This is a genomic window from Burkholderia savannae (genome assembly GCF_001524445.2).
GTDB classification, from domain to species: Bacteria; Pseudomonadota; Gammaproteobacteria; order Burkholderiales; family Burkholderiaceae; genus Burkholderia; species Burkholderia savannae.
In genome coordinates, this window is sequence record NZ_CP013417.1 from 2,492,617 (window position 1) to 2,514,283 (window position 21,667).

At 70.3% G+C, this 21,667-nt stretch carries 21 protein-coding genes and 1 pseudogene; 6 read left to right on the top strand and 16 right to left on the bottom strand.

Features of this window, described 5'->3' with window-relative positions:
• Positions 1-12: 12 nt before the first annotated feature.
• Complete coding sequence (gene carA, locus WS78_RS12205) at positions 13-1,158, bottom strand: glutamine-hydrolyzing carbamoyl-phosphate synthase small subunit (RefSeq protein WP_059580952.1); 1,146 nt, start codon at positions 1,156-1,158, stop codon at positions 13-15.
• 407 nt (positions 1,159-1,565) lie between these two features.
• Complete coding sequence (locus WS78_RS12210; RefSeq protein ID WP_059580956.1) at positions 1,566-2,588, bottom strand: AraC family transcriptional regulator; 1,023 nt, start codon at positions 2,586-2,588, stop codon at positions 1,566-1,568.
• A gap of 228 nt (positions 2,589-2,816) precedes the next feature.
• On the opposite strand from WS78_RS12210, the gene WS78_RS12215 reads away from it, so the two are divergent.
• Positions 2,817-3,959, top strand: a complete 1,143-nt coding sequence (locus WS78_RS12215) for a DUF6670 family protein (RefSeq protein ID WP_038749751.1) — start codon at positions 2,817-2,819, stop codon at positions 3,957-3,959.
• Between the two features lie 146 nt (positions 3,960-4,105).
• On the opposite strand, the gene WS78_RS12220 is transcribed toward WS78_RS12215, so the two are convergent.
• The 3 genes from WS78_RS12220 to gloB form a co-directional block, all read right to left on the bottom strand.
• Positions 4,106-5,335 carry an MFS transporter gene (locus WS78_RS12220; protein ID WP_059580961.1) on the bottom strand — a complete coding sequence of 410 codons (1,230 nt, stop codon included), beginning with the start codon at positions 5,333-5,335 and terminating at the stop codon, positions 4,106-4,108.
• A 150-nt stretch (positions 5,336-5,485) separates the two neighbouring features.
• On the bottom strand, positions 5,486-7,072 hold the full coding sequence (locus WS78_RS12225; RefSeq protein WP_038749844.1) for a transglycosylase SLT domain-containing protein: 1,587 nt from the start codon (positions 7,070-7,072) through the stop codon (positions 5,486-5,488).
• A 153-nt stretch (positions 7,073-7,225) separates the two neighbouring features.
• The gene (gene gloB, locus WS78_RS12230; RefSeq protein WP_059580964.1) at positions 7,226-8,032 is read right to left on the bottom strand and encodes a hydroxyacylglutathione hydrolase; all 807 of its coding nucleotides are present in this window, start codon (positions 8,030-8,032) and stop codon (positions 7,226-7,228) included.
• A gap of 20 nt (positions 8,033-8,052) precedes the next feature.
• Between gloB and WS78_RS12235 the strand changes: the two genes are divergently transcribed.
• From WS78_RS12235 to dnaQ, 3 genes are read left to right on the top strand one after another with little or no spacing between them, the layout of a single operon-like run.
• Positions 8,053-8,865, top strand: a complete 813-nt coding sequence (locus tag WS78_RS12235) for a class I SAM-dependent methyltransferase (RefSeq protein WP_038749742.1) — start codon at positions 8,053-8,055, stop codon at positions 8,863-8,865.
• The gene (gene rnhA, locus WS78_RS12240) at positions 8,862-9,308 is read left to right on the top strand and encodes a ribonuclease HI (protein ID WP_038749739.1); all 447 of its coding nucleotides are present in this window, start codon (positions 8,862-8,864) and stop codon (positions 9,306-9,308) included. The genes WS78_RS12235 and rnhA overlap by 4 nt, the downstream gene beginning before the upstream one ends.
• Positions 9,309-9,364: 56 nt before the next feature.
• Entirely contained in the window at positions 9,365-10,087 is a 723-nt protein-coding gene (gene dnaQ, locus WS78_RS12245) for a DNA polymerase III subunit epsilon (protein ID WP_038749736.1), read from the top strand.
• Positions 10,088-10,699: 612 nt separating this feature from the next.
• On the opposite strand, the gene WS78_RS12260 is transcribed toward dnaQ, so the two are convergent.
• The gene (locus tag WS78_RS12260; RefSeq protein ID WP_038749732.1) at positions 10,700-11,032 is read right to left on the bottom strand and encodes a YnfA family protein; all 333 of its coding nucleotides are present in this window, start codon (positions 11,030-11,032) and stop codon (positions 10,700-10,702) included.
• Between the two features lie 531 nt (positions 11,033-11,563).
• Here WS78_RS12260 and proP point away from each other — a divergent pair.
• Together proP and WS78_RS35810 are read left to right on the top strand one after the other, a co-directional pair.
• Positions 11,564-13,048 carry a glycine betaine/L-proline transporter ProP gene (proP, locus tag WS78_RS12270; RefSeq protein WP_038749730.1) on the top strand — a complete coding sequence of 495 codons (1,485 nt, stop codon included), beginning with the start codon at positions 11,564-11,566 and terminating at the stop codon, positions 13,046-13,048.
• 37 nt (positions 13,049-13,085) lie between these two features.
• A complete protein-coding gene (locus WS78_RS35810) occupies positions 13,086-13,262 on the top strand; it encodes a hypothetical protein (RefSeq protein WP_156437597.1) in 177 nt (58 codons plus the stop codon).
• Positions 13,263-13,448: 186 nt separating this feature from the next.
• Here the strand turns inward: WS78_RS35810 and WS78_RS12275 are convergent, their stop codons facing one another.
• From WS78_RS12275 to mdcC, 10 genes and pseudogenes are all read right to left on the bottom strand, one after another.
• The gene (locus WS78_RS12275) at positions 13,449-14,078 is read right to left on the bottom strand and encodes a glutathione S-transferase family protein (RefSeq protein WP_038749728.1); all 630 of its coding nucleotides are present in this window, start codon (positions 14,076-14,078) and stop codon (positions 13,449-13,451) included.
• Positions 14,079-14,749: 671 nt separating this feature from the next.
• Positions 14,750-15,631 (bottom strand): alpha/beta hydrolase family protein, encoded by an 882-nt coding sequence (locus WS78_RS12285; RefSeq protein WP_038744856.1) that lies wholly within the window; start codon positions 15,629-15,631, stop codon positions 14,750-14,752.
• Positions 15,632-15,642: 11 nt separating this feature from the next.
• A pseudogene (locus WS78_RS37560) lies at positions 15,643-16,010 on the bottom strand (hypothetical protein).
• Positions 16,011-16,113: 103 nt separating this feature from the next.
• Positions 16,114-16,659, bottom strand: coding sequence for a phospholipase D-like domain-containing protein (locus WS78_RS12295; protein ID WP_082717307.1), 546 nt, complete (start codon positions 16,657-16,659; stop codon positions 16,114-16,116).
• A 94-nt stretch (positions 16,660-16,753) separates the two neighbouring features.
• Positions 16,754-17,692 carry a malonate decarboxylase subunit epsilon gene (mdcH, locus tag WS78_RS12300; RefSeq protein ID WP_059580976.1) on the bottom strand — a complete coding sequence of 313 codons (939 nt, stop codon included), beginning with the start codon at positions 17,690-17,692 and terminating at the stop codon, positions 16,754-16,756.
• Positions 17,689-18,840 (bottom strand): triphosphoribosyl-dephospho-CoA synthase MdcB, encoded by a 1,152-nt coding sequence (mdcB, locus tag WS78_RS12305; RefSeq protein ID WP_156437598.1) that lies wholly within the window; start codon positions 18,838-18,840, stop codon positions 17,689-17,691. Before mdcB ends, mdcH begins: the two co-directional genes overlap by 4 nt.
• Positions 18,837-19,715 carry a malonate decarboxylase holo-[acyl-carrier-protein] synthase gene (gene mdcG, locus WS78_RS12310; RefSeq protein ID WP_059580980.1) on the bottom strand — a complete coding sequence of 293 codons (879 nt, stop codon included), beginning with the start codon at positions 19,713-19,715 and terminating at the stop codon, positions 18,837-18,839. The genes mdcB and mdcG overlap by 4 nt, the downstream gene beginning before the upstream one ends.
• Entirely contained in the window at positions 19,690-20,415 is a 726-nt protein-coding gene (mdcE, locus tag WS78_RS12315; RefSeq protein WP_038744828.1) for a biotin-independent malonate decarboxylase subunit gamma, read from the bottom strand. The genes mdcG and mdcE overlap by 26 nt, the downstream gene beginning before the upstream one ends.
• Entirely contained in the window at positions 20,402-21,349 is a 948-nt protein-coding gene (locus WS78_RS12320; protein WP_059580982.1) for a biotin-independent malonate decarboxylase subunit beta, read from the bottom strand. The genes mdcE and WS78_RS12320 overlap by 14 nt, the downstream gene beginning before the upstream one ends.
• On the bottom strand, positions 21,346-21,663 hold the full coding sequence (mdcC, locus tag WS78_RS12325; protein WP_038744826.1) for a malonate decarboxylase acyl carrier protein: 318 nt from the start codon (positions 21,661-21,663) through the stop codon (positions 21,346-21,348). The genes WS78_RS12320 and mdcC overlap by 4 nt, the downstream gene beginning before the upstream one ends.
• Positions 21,664-21,667: the final 4 nt, after the last annotated feature.

The following is a 21,667-nucleotide window of genomic DNA, read 5'->3' on the forward strand; positions in this document are numbered from 1 at the left end:
GATGCGATGGGCTCAGGCGCTGCGCGTCTTCGCCGCGTCCATCAGCGCGGTGAAGCGGTCAAACAGATAGCCGATGTCATGCGGGCCGGGCGACGCTTCCGGGTGGCCCTGAAAGCAGAACGCGGGCTTGTCGGTCAGCTCGAAGCCCTGCAGCGTGCCGTCGAACAGCGACACGTGCGTCGCGCGCGCGTTCGCGGGCAGCGAATCGGCGTCGACCGCGAAGCCGTGGTTCTGCGACGTGATCACGACGCGGCCGTTCCCGAGATCCTTCACCGGATGGTTCGCGCCGTGGTGGCCCGTCTTCATCTTGAGCGTCTTCGCGCCGACCGCGAGGCCCATGATCTGGTGGCCGAGGCAGATGCCGAAGGTCGGCACGCCGCGCTCGATGAATTCCTTCGTCGCGGCGATCGCGTAATCGCACGGCTGCGGATCGCCGGGGCCGTTCGACAGGAAAATGCCGTCCGGGTTGAGCGCGAGCGCATCGGCCGCGCTCGCCTGCGCGGGCAGCACCGTCACGTGGCAGCCGCGCTCGGCAAGCATGCGCAGGATGTTGTACTTCACGCCGAAGTCGTACGCGACGACGCGGTAGCGCGGCGTCTCCTGCATCCCGTAGCCGCTGCCGAGGCGCCATTCGGTCTGCTTCCATTCGAACGGCTTCGCCGTCGACACGACCTTCGCGAGATCCATGCCGGCCAGGCCCGGGAACGAGCGCGCGAGCGCGATCGCCTTCGCCTCGTCGTCGGAGCCCGTCAGGATGCAGCCGTTCTGCGCGCCCTTGTCGCGCAGGATGCGGGTCAGCTTGCGGGTGTCGATGCCCGCGATCGCGACGACACCCTCGTCGCGCAGGTAATCGCCGAGCGTGCGCTCCATCCGGAAGTTCGACGCGAGCGCGGGCAGATCGCGCACGATGAGGCCGGCGGCATGGACTTTCGTCGCCTCGACGTCCTCGGCGTTCACGCCGACGTTGCCGATGTGCGGATAGGTCAGCGTGACGATCTGGCGTGCATAGCTCGGATCAGTGAGGATTTCCTGATAGCCGGTGATCGCGGTGTTGAACACGACTTCGCCGATCGTATGGCCGGCCGCGCCGATCGAATAACCACGAAAGACCGTGCCGTCGGCGAGTGCGAGCAATGCGGGAGAAAAAGACGGCAACACGGGGGGCTCCTTGGGGGACACCCTTGCCGCCGACCTGTCTATCCTGCCGCGCGCTCGCGGGCCGCGTGACGCATCACGGCGCGCGTGGGCGCTTGCGCGCGCGGGCTTGCGGTCGAGCGCGAAACGGCGCGCGCGGGCGCGGGTTTCGCGGCATCGCCTGCGTCAAGCGGCGTGCGGCGGACGAACGGGATGAAGGAGGTAGGCGCTAGGGTGCGAGGTTGATTAGCACAAACTTTCAAATTATAGCGTGAAATTGGCCTTATCTTCAATCGATCGGCGCATTTCGTGCGGGCTCGCGCCCGCCGGGGCGGCTGTGCGCCGAAACCACGGCCGCGCCGACATCGGCCGCAACGCCGCCGATGTCGGCCATCGGCCGCGCACCGCCGCGGCGCGCACGCGGCATGCCTTCACACGGACCGCCGGAATTCGTTCGGCGGCACCCCTTTCCAGCGCCGGAACGCGCGCGCGAACGCGGACGGCTCCGAATAGCCGAGCCGCTCCGACACTTCCGCGACGGTGAGCGTCGTGGTCACGAGCAATTCCTCGGCGAGCGTTTCGCGAACCTCGTCGACAACCGCCTCGTAATCCGTCCCCTCGTCCGCGAGCCGCCGCCGCAACGTGCGCACGCTCACGCCGAACTCGGCCGCGAGCACGTCCATCGTCGGGCCGCGCGCCGGATCGCCCGCGAGACGCCAGCGCACGCGCCCCGCCCATCCCTCGCGTCGACGACGCCGCTCGAGCACGCGCCGGCATTCGTCTTCACATTGCCGCCGCGTCAGCGCGTTGCGCTGCGGCAGCTTCAGATTCAGACAACGCGCGTCGACCGACAACGCGTTTTCCGCCGCGCCAAACTCGGGCGACACGCCGAACAGCGCCCGGAAGCGGTCCGCGTACGGCGGCGCCTCCATCTTGAGCGCAAGCCGCTTGACCGGCAAGTTCGTCGCATCGAGATCGAATTGCAGCGTGATCAGCGCGGCCGCCGTGATTTCGACCAGCACGTCGCGCACGTCGCCGGGCAGGTCGCGATCGCCGATCACGAGTGTCGCATCCTCGCCGCGCACGGTCGGCCGGATGTCGCAGAAGGTCGACGTCAATTGAAGGTAGCGCAAGCCGACCGACACGGCGTCGCCGAACGTCGCGCTGCTCATGAGCGCGAACCCCCAGACACCGTAGGCGGTCGCGTGATAGCGCCGGCCGATCTCGATGCCGAGCGGAAAGTCCGGCCCCAGCAGCCGCATCAGATTGCGGATGATGCACAGTTCCTGCGTGGCGGCGACTGCGGCGTCCAGCTTGTCGAGCAGATCGAAGGGGATGCCGCTGCCGCCCAGGCACCGGTCGACGGCCATCCCCTGCTCGACTCCCACGTCGACGAGCACGCGCGTCGTCCCGACAGGCCGGACGAAATCCCAGTGGGCGAGCTTGACGGTCAAGATGGCCTCAAATGTTCGGAATGCGCCCAATATGCCATTGCACAATGTAACGCTCAATGCGATCTTTCCCGCACGCCCAATCACCGGCGATCGCCGCTCGCCGGCCACGGTCGCGAGGCCGAGTACGCGGCCATCGCATCGGCGACATATTCGACGACTGCGAAGCCGCTGGCGCTTCGCCACACACGCGCACCCAACGCCGTGCTCGCGCGACAAACAGGAGACGACATGAGCACCCCCCTCGCCCCGCCCCCGGGCACCACCCCCGCCCTGCCGCTCATCGACAGCAAACATCGCCACCGCGGCTGGCGAGGATTGCGCGGCTATCTGTTCACCAAAGTCGCCACGCAGATTCTGCGGCCGGTCGAACCATCCGTGCAGCACGGACTGCCCGTGCCGATGACCTTCGCGCCGGACGGCGGCGCACGCCGATTCGGCCTCGTGCATTACGGGATCATGATTCCGGACCTGCCCGCGCCGCATCAATTCATGGCCACCGCGATCATCCTCGGCAGCGCCGGCATGCGCGTGTTCGACACCGACTTCGCGGCCGCGCCGGGCGACGGCCCGCTGCAAACCGCGACGCTCGTGCACGGCACGGCGGCCGCCGTCGATCGCCATTTCACGCACTACTCGATACCGCGTGACACCGAGTGGCACGCCGACGGCAGCCTGCTGCGCCTCGGCGGCGACCTGGAACTGAGCGGCCGCTACCCGGAGTTCCGGCTCAAAAGCCGCCGCGACGGCTTCGCGGTCGATCTGGCGCTCACCGCGACAGGCGACGTTACATGGTTCGCGAAAGGCCGCTTCTACGAACACATCGCGCTCGTCACCCGCTATCGGGGCACGATCGAGCACGGCGGCACAGCGATCACCGTGTCCGGCCTCTGCACCTACGAATACGCGCGCGGCACGTCGCCGTACCTGCTCTACAACCGCTTCCTCCCGAAAGCCGCGAAGCTGCCGTGGAACGTGTTCAGCTATCAGGTGATCGACCTCGACGCCGACACGCAGTTGCTGCTCGCGCACATTCAGGTCGACGGCCATTCGGCGCTGACGAGCGCGTATCTGCGCGTCGTCGGCCAATGCGCACACCGGCTCGACGCCGATGTCCATTTCCGCGTGCTGAGCGCGCAGGCGCGGCCGGCCGTCGCGCCGGACGGCAACGAGATGAGACTGCCCGAGACGTTCACGTGGCGCGTGCGCGACCGGCATGGCCGCAATCTGTTCGCCATCGACGCGACGGTCGACACGCCGATGCTGTTCGGCATCGGCACCGGCTATGTCGGCGGCTATCGATGGGAAGGCGAGCGCGACGGCCGCCCTGCGGGCGGGCGCGGGTACATCGAGTACGTCGATCGGCGCAGTTGAAGCGCTCCGCGCGCCGGCGACGGTGCGCGACCGCCCGCGGCATCGCATTCGCCAATGCGGTATGTCACGCGGCGAACCACGCCGGCAATGGCAACGCGTAGCGCGGTCCATGCCCACTGCTTGGCCCGCAGCAGGCGGCACGCGCATCAGCCCGCGTGCCGGGCCGGCTTGTCGAGCGCGCGGTCGGGCAGCACGTACCACACCGCGCTCGCGATCTGCAGCGCGACGAGCACGCTCCAGGCGCTCAGATGCGCGGCCGCCGGATAATGCCCCGCATGCGTCGGCCAATGCGACAGCATCGCGCCCACCCCGACCTGGAAGCCGAAGATCAGCACGAAGATGACGAGCGTGAGCGTCGTGTTCGCGCGGCCGATCAGATGCACGGGAAAATACTCGGCGAGCACCGCATAGCTCAGGATGCCGACGCCGCCGAACACCCCGTACGCGGCCCACAGCACGGCGGCGGGCAGCGGCGCGCGCAGCATGATCGCGACCTGGGTCGCGACGAAGAGCGCCATTCCGAAGCCGCAGAACGCGTAGAGGGACACGCCGCGCCGCTCGAGTCCGCGCGCCGCCGCGCCGAAACCGACGCAGCCCGCCATCATCGCGAAACCGAGCACCGACACGAGCGCGGCCGCATCGCGCGGCGCGAAGCCGCTCACGTCGCGCAGATACGCGCCGACCCACAGCGACTGCATCGCATAGAACACGCCCTGCGTGACGACCGAGAACGACGCGATCTTCCAGAAGGTGCGGTTCGTGACGATTCGCCACGTGCCGGCGAATTGCTCGGCGACACTCGTATCGTGGCGGCTCTGTCGCGCGTCGGGCGCGAACGCCCACAATGCGGCCGCCACCGCCACCGTGAACGCGCCGAGCCCCGCGCACACCGCGCGCCAACCGGCGAAGCCGAGCAGCCATTCGAGCGGCGAGCCGACCGCAACGCCGCCCAGGCCGCCCACCGCCATCACGAAGCCGTTCAGGAGCGGCAGCCGCGCGACCGGGAAGTGCTGCGCGAGCGCCTTGAACGCGCCGCCGAGGCACACCGACACGCCGACGCCGATCAAAAGACGCCCGGCCATCATCGTGCCGATGTCGTGCGCGGCGCCGAACACCCACGCGCCCGCCGCCGCGACAAGCAGCAGCACGGCGCTCACGCGGCGCGGACCGTAGCGGTCGAGCAGCACGCCGGCCGGAATCTGCGCGCAGGCGAAGCCGAGGAAATAGAGGCTCGTCAGCAGGCCGAGGTCGGCAGCGGACAAGCCGAGGTCGCGCGTGATGAGTGGCGCGAAGCCGAGATTCACGCCGCGAAACACGTATGAAACGAAATAGCCGATCGCGAACAGCGCGAACACGCGAAATTGCACAAGGGACATCACACTTCACCGGTGAAGCGGCCGGCCGGCGGACCCACGGCGCGGCGCGCACAAACGAAAACGCCGTCACCCGGGTGACGGCGTTGCGCGATGGTAGTCGATTACGCGCCGGCGGCCGGAAAGCCCCCGCCGCGCGCACGCCATTTCGTCTTACTTTTTCTTCGCCTTGTGGCTCGCGGCCTTCGCGGGCGCGGCCTTCGCGCTGCTCTTCGCGGCCTTCGCCGGCGCCTTCGACGCCACGGGCGCCGCCTTGCGGCCGCGGCTCGCCTTGCCGCCCGTATGCAGGCTCGCGCGCTCGATGTGGCCGCCCGACACCGACGTCGCGATCCGCTCCGGACCCGGCTCGGCCGGCACCGCGCGGCCGACCGGCACGTGCAGCACCATCGTCTGGCCCGGCATCACGACCGCGCGGCGCGTGCGGTTCCACGCGCGCAGCTGCGCGACCGACACGCCGTAGCGGCTCGCGAGCGCTTCCATCGACTGCTTGCGCCGCACGCGAATCAGCATCTTGCGCGTGTCCGGCACGTCCGGCTCCATCGCGAGCGCGCCGTTCTCGGCGACGTCGGCGCTGATGTCCTCGTCGTCGTCGTCGGTGCGTGGCACGACGATCGTCGAGCCGGGCTTCAGCCGCATGCCGGCCGGAATCTTGTTCACTTGCATCAGCGTGTCCGCGTCGACGCCGATCTTCTCCGCGATCGCGGCGGGCCGCGAACGCTCGGTGACGGTATATGCGGTCCACGACGACAGCTGGCCGCCGTACGACTTCAGGCCCTTCTCGAACGCCGATGCGTTGTCGAACGGCAGCAGGATCTGCGGCTGCGTCGCGCCGAGAATCACCGGCTTCGAGAACGACGGGTTGAGCGACTTGAATTCGTCGAGCGGCAGGTTCGCGAGCTTCGCGGCCACCGTCACGTCGATGTCGCGCGACGTCGTGACCGTCACGAAATACGGGTGGTTCGGGATCTCCGACAGCGCGAGGCCGAACTGCTGCGGGTTCATCACGATGTTCTTGACCGCCTGCAGCTTCGGCACGTAATTGCGCGTCTCGTTCGGCATCCGCAGGCTCTGGTAGTCGGTCGGCAAGCCGGCCGCCTGGTTGCGCGCGATCGCGCGCTGCACGTTGCCCTCGCCCCAGTTGTACGCGGCGAGCGCGAGATACCAGTCGCCGAACATGTCATGCAGGCGCGACAGGTAGTCGAGCGCGGCGCTCGTCGACGCGAGCACGTCGCGCCGCTCGTCCTGCCACATGTTGCGCTTGAGGTTGTACGTGCGCCCCGTGGCCGGCATGAACTGCCACATCCCCGCCGCCTTCGCGACGGACAGCGCCTGCGGGTTGTACGCCGATTCGATGAACGGCAGCAGCGCGAGCTCGGTCGGCATATGGCGCGACTCGAGCTCCTCGACGATGTGGTACAGATACTTCTGCGAACGCTCGGTCATCCGCTGCACGTAGTCGGGACGCTGCGCGTACCACGACGCCTGCATGTCGACGAGGTCGCTCTGCAGGTCGGGCATCTGGAAGCCGCGGCGGATGCGCGCCCAGAGATCGCTGTCGGCGGTGGTGAGATCGCCGACCGATTGCTTGTCGACGTCGACGGTTTCTTTCGCGGAGGCGGACTTGCGCAAGTAATCCGAAGCGGCTTGCGGGTCGGCGGCCGCGGGATTTTGGGCGGTCGGTCCCGTGCCCGCGCAGGCGGCGAGCGTGAGGACCAACAGCGCACTGAGGAGGAATCGCATGAAAATCTCGGCTTCCAACAGCTGGAAATTGCAGGCGATAGTACGAAAGTGCGTGCTTCGCGTCAACAAAAAGGCCGAAAAAACCTGCTAAATCGGGTATTTGGGGCCGACTCCCTAGATTCCGCTTGAGCTTGACCCGATCGCTCCCAGGGTTCAACGAAAACGGTTTTTCCACTCGCGCATCAGCGCGAACGCGGCGAGCCGGTCCGGCACCGCCTCGTGTAGCTGCGCTTCGAGCGCCGCGCGGATCGACGGGCTGTCCGCGCGCAGGAACGGGTTCACCGCACGCTCGTGCGCGATCGTCGTCGGCAGCGTCGGCTCGTTGCGCGCGCGGCGCGCGAGCGCTTCGTCGCGCCACGCGGCGAGCGCCGCGTTGTCCGGCTCGCACGCGAGCGCGAACTTGATGTTCGACAGCGTGTATTCGTGCGCGCAATGCACGCGCGTGTCGCCCGGCAGCGCCGCGAGCGCGTCGAGCGACGCGAGCATCTGCGCGGGCGTGCCCTCGAAGAGGCGGCCGCAGCCGCACGAGAACAGCGTATCGCCGCAAAAGAGGTGCGGCGCGGCATTCGCCCGCCCCGCCGGCTGGAAGTACGCGATGTGGCCCCGCGTGTGGCCCGGCACGTCGATCACGTCGAATTCGAGCTGGGGCGACCCGATGCGCACGCGCTCGCCGCCCGCGAGGCGGCGCGTGACGTGCTCGATCGCCTCGTGCGCAGGGCCGAATACCGCGACCGGCTCGCCTTCGCGCGCGGTCGCGAGCAGCTCGGCCACTCCGCCGACGTGGTCGCCGTGGTGGTGCGTGAGTAAAATAGCGGTCAGCCGCCAGCCTCGCGCGTCGAGATGACGGCGCACCGGAGCGGCTTCGCCCGGATCGACGGCGACCGCATCGCTGCCGTCCGACACGAGCCAGATGTAGTTGTCGTCGAATGCCGGCACCGGCACGTATTCCAGCTCGTTCATGGGCGCGCAACCACCGAGATATGTCTGACCGTTCGATTATAGACTGGCCCGCCTGGACCGACTCCCCGCCCGGGCGCTACGTGCTCGGCTGGGAGCAAGCGCAGCTCGACCGCACCGTGTCCGACGTGTTCGGCTTCCACGCGCTGCAGCTCGGGCTGCCGCAACTCGACGCGCTGCGCGAGAACCGCATGCCGTGCCGCGGCCTCGTGCTCGATCCGGCGAGCGGCGCGAGCGCGCCCTATCACTACCCGTGGGCGCGCGAGGCGCACAGCGCCGAGCATGCGCCCGCCGGGCGCAGCACCGTGTGGTGCGACCTGCTCGACCTGCCGTTCGAGTCGCAAAGCGTCGATCTCATCGTGATGCCGCACACGCTCGAATTCACGTCCGATCCGCACCGGCTCTTGCGCGAGGCGGAACGCGTGCTGATGCCGGAAGGCCAACTCGTGATCACCGGCTTCAATTCGCTGAGCCTCTGGGGCGCGCGGCAATCGGTCGGCAAGATGGCGAGCCGGCCGTTCGTCCCCGCGACGCGCGACCAGATCACGTTCATCCGGCTGAAGGACTGGATCAAGCTGCTCGGCTTCGATCTCGAGCGCGGCCGCTTCGGCTGCTACCGGCCGCCCCTCGCCACCGACAAGTGGCTGTCCCGCTATGCGTTCATGGAGGCCGCGGGCGACCGCTGGTGGCCGATCTTCGGCGCCGTCTACATGGTGACGGCGATCAAGCGCGTGCGCGGGATGCGACTCGTCGGTCCGATCAAGATGAAAAAGCCGGTGCTCGCGCCGGGCCTCACGCCCGCCGCCACCCCGACCACTCACCAAGAACATTCATGACGTTGCAAACCATCGACATCTATACCGACGGCGCCTGCAAGGGCAATCCGGGCCCCGGCGGCTGGGGCGCATTGCTGCGCTACGGCACGCAGGAGAAGGAGCTTTTCGGCGGCGAAGCCGGCACGACCAACAACCGGATGGAGCTCACCGCGGTGATCTCCGCGCTCGAGGCGCTCAAGCGCCCGTGCAAGGTGGTCGTCCACACCGATTCTCAGTACGTGCAGAAGGGCATCAGCGAGTGGATTCACGGCTGGAAGAAGAAAGGCTGGGTCACGGCCGCGAAGACGCCCGTGAAGAACGCGGACCTCTGGCAGAAGCTCGACGCGCTCGTCGCGCAGCACGACGTCGAATGGCGCTGGGTGAAAGGGCACGCCGGCCACCCGGAAAACGAGCGCGCGGACGCGCTCGCGAACCGCGGCGTCGAATCGCTCGAGCAGGCATGAGCCGGCTCGCGCGCCCTTGTTCGCTCCCCGACTGACCCGACATCCGTTTTTCCGACATGCGCCAGATCATTCTCGATACCGAAACCACCGGCCTCAACGCACGCGCGGGCGACCGCATCATCGAAGTCGGCTGCGTCGAGCTGCTCAATCGCCGGCTCACCGGCAACAACCTGCATTTCTACGTGAACCCCGGGCGCGACAGCGACCCGGGCGCGCTCGCGGTACACGGGCTCACGACCGAGTTCCTGAGCGACAAGCCGAAGTTCGCGGAAATCGTCGACCAGCTGCGCGACTTCGTCCGCGACGCGGAGCTCATCATCCACAACGCGCCGTTCGACGTCGGCTTTCTCGACGCCGAGTTCTCGCTGCTCGGCCTGCCGCCTTTCACCGAGCACTGCGCGGGCGTGATCGACACGCTCGTGCAGGCCAAGCAGATGTTCCCCGGCAAGCGCAACTCGCTCGACGCGCTGTGCGACCGCTTCGACATCAGCAACGCGCACCGGACGCTGCACGGCGCGCTGCTCGACTCGGAGCTGCTCGCCGAGGTGTATCTCGCGATGACCCGCGGACAGGAGAGCCTCGTCATCGACATGCTCGACGACGCCGGCGACAAGCACCGCAACGGCGACGAGCCGAGGATGGCGTTCAGCGGGCTCGACCTGCCGGTGCTCGCCGCGACCGACGAAGAGCTCGCCGAGCACGAAGCGCAGCTCGATGCGCTCGACAAATCGGTCAAGGGCGCGTGCGTGTGGCGCAAGGAAACGCCCGGCGAAGCCTGACGGCGCCTCGGCTTTTGGGCTTTTGGGCTTTTCAGCCTTTCCGCGTCCCGGCCGACGCGTGCGTGGCCGCGCCGCAGGGCGCGGTATCTGCCGCTGATCCGCGGCCGCGAGGGCGCGGCGAGCCGCACGGCGCCAGCGCCACGTTCATGTGCCACCGCGGGTCGGGCGCCGCATGCGAATCATCGGAGCCCGCATGGCCGCCGCACGCCGCCGGCCGCGCGCTCGACGATGAACCTGGCCGCAATCGAATCTCGCCGCAATCGATTTGAATCGCGATCGGCCGCTCTCCGGACGGACGGCCGCCGCGCGGCACGCGGCGCGGCGGATGCCCGACTTCATGCGACGTTCGATCGACCATCAGCCGGAAATGTGCGCGGCGCGCCGTCGCGACGGCGCAAGCGCGCAGCCCAACGAACGCCGCTCGGCCGAATCATGCGCACGTGCGATTAGTCGACGCTCGCCGTGCTCGACCCCGGCCGCCGCGCGGCTCGCCGGCCGTCGGCGCGCGCCGATCATGGAGACCGCGCCCCGCACCGCCCGGATTTTCGCCGCCGCATCGCCCGCACCGCCCGCTGCGACGCGAACCGGCGCGCACCGCCGCATGCCCCGGCCTCACCCGCGCGGCTGAAGCGCGATCACCGACATTCCGGCGAGCGCGAGCGCCGCGCCCGCCGCATCCCAGCGCGACAGCGGCACGCCGTCGACGATCCGCAGCCAGGCGAGCGCAACCGCGATGTAGACGCCGCCGTACGCCGCGTACGTGCGCGCGGCGGCGGCCGGATGCAGCGTCAGCAGCCACGCGAAGAGCGCAAGCGACAGCGCCGCAGGCACGAGCAGCCAGGCCGGCTTGCCGGCCTTCAGCACGAGCCACGGCAGGTAGCAGCCGACGATCTCGGCGACGGCGGTCAATACGAAAAGCGCGGCGATCTTCGCGAGTGGGAGCATGTCCGGAGGCGCGCAACGCGCGGGTCGAAAACGCCGCGCAACGCCGCGGCAACGAGCGCGATCATACCCGAGCCGACACCGGAGAAACCGGCGCCCGCGCGTCAATTTGCACGATCCTCCGCCATCGTGCTAATATGTCACTTCTTTCAACAGTCTACGTCTGCCATTTATTTCGGTCGCCCGGCCGTTCGGCGTTGCGCCGCAGTGGATCGACCGGAATTTCGCTCACAAGAAAGCACGCCTTCGGGCCGCTTTTTTCGTTTCAACGCCCTTGAAGGGTATTCAGCCGGCCGCGAGCGCCACGCGATGCGCCGGTTGGCCGACCGTCCCCGTACGGCGGCCTTTCTCACGAGTGCGAGTGCGCGACGACCATCGGGTCCGCGCCGGATCGGCTTCCTTTCGGATTAAGCGCTTCATGCGCCCTTTCACGCTCGCGACCCTCGTTCGATCGCGAACCGCACTCTCCGGCAAACCGTGGCGAACCGCGCGTCCCCTCGCGCGATTCGGCCGCCGTCACAGGAGTTTTCGACCTTGACTGCAACATCCGCCCCGTCTTCCTCGTCAATCGCGTCCGCCGACGGCGCGTCCGCCGCCCCCCACGAGATCACCGTCGTCGACCAAGGGCTCCTGAAGCGCGCGGTCGGCGCGATGGCGCTCGGCAACGCGATGGAATGGTTCGACTTCGGCGTCTACAGCTACATCGCGGTCACGCTCGGCCAGGTGTTCTTCCCGTCGAGCAGCCCGTCCGCGCAGCTGCTCGCGACGTTCGGCACGTTCGCCGCCGCGTTCCTCGTGCGCCCGCTCGGCGGAATGGTGTTCGGGCCGCTCGGCGACCGCATCGGCCGCCAGCGCGTGCTCGCGATGACGATGATCATGATGGCGGTCGGCACGTTCGCGATCGGCCTCATCCCGAGCTACGACTCGATCGGCCTCCTCGCGCCCGCGCTGCTCCTCGTCGCGCGCCTCGTGCAGGGCTTCTCGACGGGCGGAGAATACGGCGGCGCGGCGACCTTCATCGCCGAGTTCTCGACCGACAAGCGCCGCGGCTTCATGGGCAGCTTCCTCGAGTTCGGTACGCTGATCGGCTATGTGATGGGCGCGGGCGTCGTCGCGCTGCTGACGGCGTCGATGTCGCACGACGCGCTGCTGTCGTGGGGCTGGCGCGTGCCGTTCCTGATCGCGGGCCCGCTCGGCCTGATCGGCCTCTACATCCGGATGAAGCTCGAGGAGACGCCCGCGTTCAAGCGCCAGGCCGAAGCGCGCGAAGCGCAGGACAAGGCAGTGCCGAACGCGCATTTCCGCCGGCAGCTCGTGCGTCACTGGCGCGCGCTGCTGCTGTGCGTCGGCCTCGTGCTGATCTTCAACGTGGCCGACTACATGGCGCTGTCGTATCTGCCGAGCTATCTGTCCTCGACGCTGCATTTCGACGAGGCGCACGGCCTCGTGCTGATCCTGATCGTGATGGTGCTGATGATGCCGATGACGCTCGCGACGGGCCGGCTGTCCGACGCGATCGGCCGCAAGCCGGTGATGCTCGCCGGCTGCATCGGGCTCTTCGCGCTCGCGATTCCGGCGCTGCTCCTGATCCGCACGGGCGAGACGTCGCTCGTGTTCGGCGGCCTCCTGATCCTCGGCGCGCTGCTGTCGTGCTTTACGGGCGTGATGCCGTCGGCGCTGCCCGCGCTCTTTCCGACCGAGATCCGCTACGGCGCGCTCGCGATCGGCTTCAACGTGTCGGTGTCGCTGTTCGGCGGCACGACGCCGCTCGCGGCCGCGTGGCTCGTCGACGCGACGGGCGACCTGATGATGCCCGCGTATTACCTGATGGGCGCCGCCGTGATCGGCGCGATCTCGGTGCTCGCGCTGCCCGAGAGCGCGCGCCAGCCGCTCAAGGGCTCGCCGCCCGCCGTCGCGTCGCACCGCGAGGCGCATGCGCTCGCGCGAGAAATCAAGCGCCGCGAGGCGGCCGAGCGCGACGACGGCGGCTACGCGCCCGCCGCCGCGCTGCGTGCGTAAGCATCGTCGCGCGACCGCTTAGGAGGCGCGCCCTTCGATGACGAACCGCGGAGGCGGTTTCGCGACGCCCGGGCGGCGTGGCGAGACCGCCTCCGTTTTTTTGCGCGCGGCGGCAGCCGGCTTGCCGAAATCGGCGGCGTTCCGCGCGGCGCTCGATTCCGGCTGGCCGGGCGCCATTCGGATCGGTGAGCCGCGACCGGTGACCGGTGACTAGTGACTGGTTATCGGTAGTCGGTTATCGGTAGTTGGTGATCCGCCATTCGCAGTCCGCCATTCGCAGTCCGCAGTCCGCAGTCCGCAGTCCGCAGTCCGCAGTCCGCAGTCCGCGTTCAGGATGCCGCGTCGCGCATCAAGCGTCACGCAACGTATGGGAAGCCGATTGCGCCGCGGCTCGCGCCGCTCAATCGAGCGGCGTGCTCTCGAACTCCGGCAGCGCCTCCGCGCGCGCGGACAGCGCAGCGAGCGCCGGATAGCGCGCCGGATCGATGCGCGCGAGGTCCGGGTAATCGCGCTTCATGAACGCCGTGAAGCGCCACGCGACGGCGACCGTCACGTCCGCCTGAGTGATCCGCTCGCCGACGAGCCAGCCGCCCGCGCCCGCGATGCGCGCGTCGAGCGCGCCGTATGCGCTGTCGAGCTGGCCGAGCACGCGGTCGAGCCAAGGCTGATGCTGCTTGTCGCCCGGCCGCAGGCCATGCTCGTAGACAACCTGCACCGTCTTTTCGGCCGCCGCGAGCGCAAGACCGGTGAGCTCGAGCGCTCGCACGCGCGCCGGCAGATCGTCGGGCATCAGCCGCCGCTGCGGCGCGACGAGCCGGTCGAGGTAATCGACGATCAGCGACGAATCGACGAGCATCGTGCCGTCGTCGGTGAAGAACGTCGGCGCCTTCACGAGCGGATTGATCGACTTGAACTCGTCGAACTGGCGAAACACCGATATCGAGCGGTGCTCGAACGGCAAACCGAGCAGCTTCGCCGATATCGCGACGCGCCGCACGAATGGGGAATCCAGCATGCCAATCAGCTTCATCGGTAATGCTCCGCTTGACGTGGGGAGCGTCGACTTTAGCGCGTCGCGCCCGCTTCGCCTAGGGCCTGTTTCCGCTAATAACGGGCTTGCGAACGTGCCTTTGCGCCCGCAGGGCAAGGAGCGAGGAGGCGCAATAGCGGTCGCAATTGCAACGACGAACAACGCCGCCATGCGGGCGCAAAGGCACGTTCCCGTGATCAAAAAAATCCGTCGAGGGGCTGGCCGCCAGAAGGGCCGATCGCTGCGCCATGCTCCTCGCGAATACGTCGAGTATTCGCTTCGTCGCAATCCTTGCGCTCGGCCCTTCTGGCGGCCAGCGCAAGCCCGTTATTAGCGGGAACAGGCCCTAGCGGGCGCTCGTGAAATGCGGGAACCGGATTCGCGCGGCGCGGTCGGCGTGTGGCGTGTGGCGTGTGGCGTGTGGCGTGTGGCGTGTGGCGTGTGGCGTGTGGCGTGTGGCGTGTGGCGTGTGGCGTGTGGCGTGTGGCGTGTGGCGTGTGGCGTGTGGCGTGTGGCGTGTGGCGTGTGGTGTGGCGTGTGGCGTGTGGCGTGTGGCGTGTGGCGTGTGGCGTGTGGCGTGTGGCGTGTGGCGTGTGGCGTGTGGCGTGTGGCGTGTGGCGCGTGGCTCCCCGCTTGCGGCACGGCATCACGCGCGCTGCCGCCCCGGCGGCTCACTGCTCGCGCAGCCACGCCGCGCCGAGCGGCCACAGCGCGCGATTATCGTCGCGAAAATAGCCGAAGTGACCGATCGCATGCTGCCGGCGGTCCGGCGAAATCTCGCGGTGCTCGATCTGCGCGCTCGAATAGAGCCGATGCAGCGCCTGCACCGCGGCGGGCGGCGCCATCCAGTCGTCGCTGACCGTGTACGCGAGAATCCGGCCGCGATAATCGCGGAAATGCTCGCGCAGCGGACGGCCCGCGCCGTCGATCAGATAGTCGGGATGGCGGCTCCAGCGCGCCCATTCGCGCATCACGCCCGACGGCAGGTCGGCGCCGCCGCCCAGGCCGAGGCGCCGCGCCGGCAGATGCGACAGCACGCCGCCCAGCGCCGGCACGACGCCGAACCACAGCGCCGCGAGCAGCGGCCGGCGCGGCCACGGCCATAGCCGCCAGTAGCCGCTCGGGCAGCAGATCGACAACAGCGCCGCCGCACGGCCGTTGTTGTGCGCGAGGCCGAACATCTGCCCGCCGACGCTGTGCCCCACCGCGAGCAGCCGATGCGACGGCGCGCGCGCGGCGAGATGGTCGAGCGCGCCGGGCAGATCGGCTTCGCCCCAGTCGCGCAGCGTCGCCGTGTCGGCTTCGGCCGGCGGCTTGCGCGAATCGCCGACGCCGCGATAGTCGTAGGTCAGCACGGTGAAGCCGTCGCCGGCCAGGAAGCGCGCGTAGCGCTCGTAGAAGCCGCGCGGCACGCCGAGCGCGCCGTTCACGAGCACGCTGCGCCCGTTGCTCGCACCCGGCGTGCCCGGCGCATGGAAAGTCCCCGTCAACAGTCGGCCGTCCAGCGCGGCAAACCGTGTCGTCTCGGCCGTGATCTGCGGTCGTTCGTGCATCGACATCCTCGCTATCGAGCGGCTATTGTGCAAGCGAACGCGATTGCCCGCCAGCCGCCCTCCGCTTCGACGGCGGCGCGGCCGCGCGAGGCGGAACCGGTTGCGGCGGTCTTGCCGGCCTTGTCCGCTTTTTCGGTCGTGCCGGTCTGACCGGCTCGGCGATGTCGGCGATGTCGGCGATGTCGGCGATGTCGGCGATGTCGGCGATGTCGGCGATGTCGGCGATGTCGGCGATGTCGGCGATGTCGGCGATGTCGGCGATGTCGGCGATGTCGGCGATGTCGGCGATGTCGGCGATGTCGGCGATGTCGGCGATGTCGGCGATGTCGGCGATGTCGGCGATGTCGGCGATGTCGGCGATGTCGGCGATGTCGGGCATCGAAGCGCGCGCGCCGGCGCGGCGCCGCCCGGCGTCGCGCCGCAGTTCTCGGTCGACGCCCCGCCGTTCTCGCGCCGCGCCGCCGCGCGGCCGCCGTCGCCCGCTATCGGCGCGCCAGGCCGTACAGCCGCCAGAATTCCGTCGCATACGACTGCGCGAGCTGCGGCGCGCGATAGAAAACGTTGAAGTTTCCCGCCCCGCGCGCGTCGCGCGTCTGCGCGAAGCTCGCGGTGCCGAGCACGACCGCGTCGTCGACGACGACGAACGGCCCGTGCGCGTTCGACACGCGCTCGCTCAGCGCGACGCTGACGCCCGCGCTCGCGAGAAACGCCGCGCCGCTGTACTTCGTCGCGCGCCCCGTCCGGTCGAGCACGACCCGCACGTCGACGCCGCGGCCGCGCGCCGCGCACAGCGCCGACGCAACGGCCGCAGGCACGGACGCGCCGCCCGCGACCAGCACGCGCGTGCGCGCGAGCCGAATCAACTCGACCTCGATCTCGGTCGAGCTCGCATCGGCGTCGAAGTACGCGCCGAGCGCGGCATCGCGCGACGGAATCTGCGCGGCGCGCGCGAATTCGGGCGCGGACGTCGCGTAGAGCAGTGCGCAAACGGACGAGAAGACGGGAGCGAAACGAACGCGGTATGTCATGGGGCGGCAATTGTAGCCACCTCCCCCATCGTTGCAAACCGTTTCGTCGACAAAGCGCGCGGCGACGCATCGCCGCGCCCGCACGCCATGCGCGCTACGCGCCGGGATCGACGCGGGAAAACCATGCGCGCACGCCGTCCCACGAGCGGAAATCGGCAAGACTGCGCGCCGGCAGCGCGGGATACGCGGCGGCGGCCATGTCGGCGAGCGCGCGCCCCGGACCGAGCTCGACGAACGCGCGCGCGCCCGCTTCAACGCAGCCCGCGAGACACGCCGCCCAGTCGATCGGCTCGGCGATCTGGCGCGCGAGTTTGTCGACGCCGGCGGCGACGTCGAGCACCGGCGCGCCGTCGATGCCGGACAAAAGCCGCGTGCCGGGCACGGGTGCGCGCGCGATCCGCACGTCGGCGAGCGCCGCGCGAAACCGCGGCACCGCGGCATCGAGCCAGCGCGTATGCGACGCGACGCGAACGCAGACCGGCGCGACGCGCGCCGCGCCTTTCTCGCGCGCGTGCGCGGCGAGCATGTCGAGCGCCGCGCGCGGGCCGGCGAGCACGTACGCGTCGCCCGGATTGACGATCGCGACCGCCGCGCCGTGCGCCGTGCACAACGCGTCGATCGCGTCGCGCGGCAGGCCGCGCGCGAACAGCATGCGCGCGTCGCCGTCGCTCGCCGCGTCCATCGCGCGCGCGCGGGCCGCGACGAGATCGAGCGCGTCGCGCGCGTCGACGAGCCCCGCGACGCCCCATGCGGCGACCTCGCCGACGCTGTAGCCCGCGACGCAGCGCCGGCGCGGCAGCAGCGCGTCGAGCCGCGTCATCGCGCTTAGCGCCTGCAGCGTGCAGACGAGCTGCGCGGCGAAGTTCTCGCGCAACGCATCGTCGCCGGCGTCGCGCGCCCACTCGCGCGGATCGGCGCCGAGGAGCGCGGCCGCATGCGCGAAGAGCGGCGCGGCTTGCGGCACATCGGCTGTCAGCTCGAACATGCCGGCGCGCTGGCCGCCCTGCCCCGAACAGAGAATCGCGATCGTCATGGCAGCGGCGGCGCGTCGAGTGCGGCGGCGAACAGGCTCATCGCGAGCAGATCCGCCGCGCCGCCCGGGCTCAGCCGGCGCGCGACGAATGCGCGATGCGCGGCGGCCGCGCGTGCGCGCCACCCGGCGGCGCCCACGCCGCCCCGCGCGAGAAATTCGCGCGCCGTGCGCTGCGCGAAGTCGAGGCCGTCGCGGCCGCCGCGATGCAAGAGGTTCGTGTCGTCGACCGCGGCGATCAGCGCGAAGCACGCGTGCACGCGCGCCGCCTCGGCGTCGCCCGGCGCGAGCCGCGCGGCTTCGCGCAGCGCCGGCACGCCGATCGCATACACGCTCGCGAAGCCGCCCGCCGCCTCCGCGCGCGCGCCGCCGACGCCGTAGCGACGCCCCGCGCGTTCGCCGTGGCTGCCGGCGAGGCGCGGGCCGCCGACGATCTCGCCGCCCCAACGCGCGGCGACGAGCGCGCCGAGCGTCGCGCCCGCGCATCGCCCGCGCTCCGCCGACGCGCGCAGGCCCGCGGCCGCGCAAAGCAGGCCGAGCCCGAAGATCGCGCCGCGATGCGTGTTCACGCCGCCCGTCGCCGCGAGCATCGCGTGCTCCGCGCGCAGGCCGATCTTGCGCAGCGCCGGCATGCCGGCGTCGTGCGCGCCCGCCGCGGCGAGCTCGGCGAAGTAGCGGGCGAGCGCCGCCGCGCTGCGGTAGAAGGTGCCGGCCGTCATGTCGTCGTGGCTGCCCGCGTCGACGTGGCTCACGAGACCGGGCTTCGGCCACGTGTCGATTTCGAGGCGAAGACAGCGCGTCGCGTGGGCGCCGATCGTCGCTGCCGCCGGCGACGTTCGCCGGTGCGACTCGGGTGTCGAATGATCGAAACGCTCCGCGACGGCTCGCGCATCGGATCGATCGCGCGCGTTGTGCGCGGACGGCGTATGCCGGAGGATTCGCATGTCCGGTATCGCGGCGATGCTCGACGCATTCGACGCATTCGACGCATTCGACGCATTCGACGCATTCGACGCATTCGACGCATTCGACGCATTCGACGCATTCAGCAGCGTATCCGCCCCGCCCGCCCCGTCAAGCGCGCGTACCGGCTCGCGACGCGCCTCGCCGCACCACACCGCCGTCCATACCGAGGATGCGCGCCGCTTCATCGCCACGCGTCCAGAAATGCCGCCGGCTCGCAAAGCTCGACGCCCGTCGCCGTCTTCATCGCGACTTCGCGCTCGCCCGCGTGCAGCTCGCGCCAGTTCACGCCCGCGCCGTCCGCACGCAGCAGCTCGCCGTCGATGCGCATCGGCGCATGGGCGTCGAGCTCGGCGAGCGCCGCGAGAAACGGCGCGATCGCGTCGCGCCGCGATGAAATCGAAAACGACGATGTAGCCTCCCGTTCTGACGCCGATGCCGATGCCGATGCCGATGCCGATGCCGATGCCGATGCCGTCAGCGACGATACCTGCAAAGACAAAGGCAATGGCGATGGCGACATCGACGGTGCCGGTAACGTCGACAACGACATCGACGCAGACAGCGACGTCGAAAGCGACAGCGACGGCTCCGAGCGCAACGGCATCAACAAGACATCGAGATCCGACCCGTCGCCCACATAGCGCAGCCCCGTCAGCGTCTGCCACGCCAGGCTGCCGAACACCCGGCAGTCGACTCGATGCGCGTCGGCGAGCGCGCGCAACCCGGCAAGCGTCGGCCGCCACGCGGGCGGCGCCCGATGCTCGACGTCGCCGAGCGCCGGCAGCGCGTACACCGCGTCGATCTGCTCGCGCACGGCCGCAAGCGCGACGCGACGCTTGCCCGCCGACGGCGGCAGCGGCAACCCGAGCGGAATGCCCGCATCGCACGGCGAGCGCCGCCGCACGATCAGCGGCCAGCCGCGCGCGGCCCAATCGCGCACGTACGGCAGCGCATCGGCGCCGTCGCGCGCGGCGAGCAGCGCGCGCCACGCGTCGGCGCGCACGCGCACGAGCGTGTGCCGCACGAGCGGCGCGTCAGCGGCCGGCGCGGGCGAGCTCATGCACGCGCTGCGCGACGTCGGCGGCGACGGGCCGGCCGCCGCGCTCGGCGCCGACGCGGTCGCGCCGATCAGCGCGATCGGTCGGCCGCGCGACGATCCCGGCCAACTGCTCGGCGAGCGAGCGCGCCGGATCGAGCACCGCGTCGACCGCGCCCGTCTTCGCGAAGTTCTCGAGCCCCGGCGCGAACACCGCGGTCGATTGCGCCTTCTCGCGCAGCACGTCGACGGGCAGCTTCGTCACCCGCGACATCGCCTGCAGATCCATCACCTCCGGCTGCGCGCCCGGCAGCGCGACGAGCGTGCGGGTCGCGAGCGCCGTCGCGATGAACGCGCCCGCCGCCGCATGCCCGTACAGCAAGCCGATCGTCGGATGGCCGAGCGCGTCCGCATGCAGCAGGCACTTCGCGAGATGCGCGAGGCATTCGTTCAGGCCGAGCAGTTCGTCGCGCTTGCTCATCCGCTGGCTGTCGCCGTCGACGAGCACGAGGATCGGCGTCTCGCCGCCGCGCCCGATCGTCGCGAGCACGCGCTCGGCGAGCGCGAGCGCGCCGTCGACGCCGAGCGCCGCGCCCCGCGCGACGCCGATCACGTCGACCGTGCGCCCCGCGAGCGCGCCGTGCCCGGCGAGCAGCCCGTCGGCGTCGATCGCGACGTCGTGGCCCGACGGAAACAGCGAAGCGAGCACGTCATCGAGCGTCATCGCGCACCTCCGTCAAGCGGCCGGCCAACGCCGCGAACGCCGCGCCGTCGAGCGACGGAATCGCGTTCGCGTCGCTCGCGCCGAGCGCGCGCCACACGTCGAGCGCGTCTTCGCAGCCGCCGAAGCGCGCGATGCGCCCGGCGAGCCGCGCGTGCTCGGCCTCGAGCGTCGCCGTGCCGAACGCCGCGCCCGCGCGCGCCTGCGCAACGAGCGCGATTGCGGCGTCGCGAAACGCGTCGATCGTGTCGTCGACGAAGCACTCCGCGCCGCCGACGAGCCGCCGATGCTTGCCGCCCATCGTCCGCCAGACGAGCGCGCGATCGCGCGAGTCGAACTCGTCGACGCCGCGCCGGCTCTCGATCACTTCCGGCCCGGACACGCCGATGCGCCCCTGCTCGGACACCGCGAGCGCCGAGCAGCACGCGGCGATGATCCCGCCGCCGCCGTAGCAGCCCGCGCGCCCGCCGACGAGCCCGACGACGGGCACGCCCGCCGCGCGCGCGTCGATCACCGCGCGAACGATCTCCGACACCGCGATCTCGCCCGCGTTCGCCTCCTGCAGCCGCACGCCGCCCGTGTCGAACAGGATCAGCACGGGCACGGAGCGCAGCTCGCGCGCCGCGCGCAGCAGGCCCGTCAGCTTCGCGCCGTGCACCTCGCCGAACGCGCCGCCCATGAAGCGCCCTTCCTGCGCGGCGACCAGCACGGGCGCCCCGCCGAGCGCCGCGCGGCCGACGACCATGCCGTCGTCGAACTGCTGCGGCAAGCCGAAAAGCGGCAGATGCGGGCTCACGAGCCGCGCCCGCGGGCCGACGAATTCCTCGAACGAGCCCGCGTCGACGAGCCCGGCGAGCCGCTGCCGCGCCGACGCCTCGAACCAGCTCGCCCCCGCCGGCGCGATCTTCGGATGCGTTGCCGTGGCCGCCGCGTTCATCGCGCGTCTCCTTCGATCGCGCGCACGGCCTGCGCGAGCCGCAGCGACACCATGTCGGGCCGCGCGCCGCCGTCGTTCACGGACAGGCGCAGCCCGCCCGGCGAGCGGCGCTCGACGAAATCGGCGACGACCGCCTGCCACACGTCGCCGAAGCCCGCGGCCGCCGTGCGGATGTCGACTTCGCATTCGGTGTCGGGCAGCACGCGCTCGACGAGCACTTCGAGATTGCCCGACGCGACGACGCCGACGATCGCCCACGCCGCGTCGCCCTTCGCGCGCGCGCGCGCGGCGTGGCGATAGTTCAACTGTTCCATTGCG

Coding starts and splice junctions, on each gene's coding strand:
- WS78_RS12215 (WP_038749751.1), top strand. CDS start 2,817: ATGAGCACCCCCCTCGCCCCGCCCCCGGGCACCACCCCCGCCCTGCCG.
- WS78_RS12220 (WP_059580961.1), bottom strand. CDS start 5,335: ATGTCCCTTGTGCAATTTCGCGTGTTCGCGCTGTTCGCGATCGGCTAT.
- WS78_RS12225 (WP_038749844.1), bottom strand. CDS start 7,072: ATGCGATTCCTCCTCAGTGCGCTGTTGGTCCTCACGCTCGCCGCCTGC.
- gloB (WP_059580964.1), bottom strand. CDS start 8,032: ATGAACGAGCTGGAATACGTGCCGGTGCCGGCATTCGACGACAACTAC.
- WS78_RS12235 (WP_038749742.1), top strand. CDS start 8,053: ATGTCTGACCGTTCGATTATAGACTGGCCCGCCTGGACCGACTCCCCG.
- rnhA (WP_038749739.1), top strand. CDS start 8,862: ATGACGTTGCAAACCATCGACATCTATACCGACGGCGCCTGCAAGGGC.
- dnaQ (WP_038749736.1), top strand. CDS start 9,365: ATGCGCCAGATCATTCTCGATACCGAAACCACCGGCCTCAACGCACGC.
- WS78_RS12260 (WP_038749732.1), bottom strand. CDS start 11,032: ATGCTCCCACTCGCGAAGATCGCCGCGCTTTTCGTATTGACCGCCGTC.
- WS78_RS35810 (WP_156437597.1), top strand. CDS start 13,086: ATGACGAACCGCGGAGGCGGTTTCGCGACGCCCGGGCGGCGTGGCGAG.
- WS78_RS12275 (WP_038749728.1), bottom strand. CDS start 14,078: ATGAAGCTGATTGGCATGCTGGATTCCCCATTCGTGCGGCGCGTCGCG.
- WS78_RS12285 (WP_038744856.1), bottom strand. CDS start 15,631: ATGCACGAACGACCGCAGATCACGGCCGAGACGACACGGTTTGCCGCG.
- WS78_RS12295 (WP_082717307.1), bottom strand. CDS start 16,659: ATGACATACCGCGTTCGTTTCGCTCCCGTCTTCTCGTCCGTTTGCGCA.
- mdcH (WP_059580976.1), bottom strand. CDS start 17,692: ATGACGATCGCGATTCTCTGTTCGGGGCAGGGCGGCCAGCGCGCCGGC.
- mdcB (WP_156437598.1), bottom strand. CDS start 18,840: ATGAAGCGGCGCGCATCCTCGGTATGGACGGCGGTGTGGTGCGGCGAG.
- mdcG (WP_059580980.1), bottom strand. CDS start 19,715: ATGAGCTCGCCCGCGCCGGCCGCTGACGCGCCGCTCGTGCGGCACACG.
- mdcE (WP_038744828.1), bottom strand. CDS start 20,415: ATGACGCTCGATGACGTGCTCGCTTCGCTGTTTCCGTCGGGCCACGAC.
- WS78_RS12320 (WP_059580982.1), bottom strand. CDS start 21,349: ATGAACGCGGCGGCCACGGCAACGCATCCGAAGATCGCGCCGGCGGGG.
- mdcC (WP_038744826.1), bottom strand. CDS start 21,663: ATGGAACAGTTGAACTATCGCCACGCCGCGCGCGCGCGCGCGAAGGGC.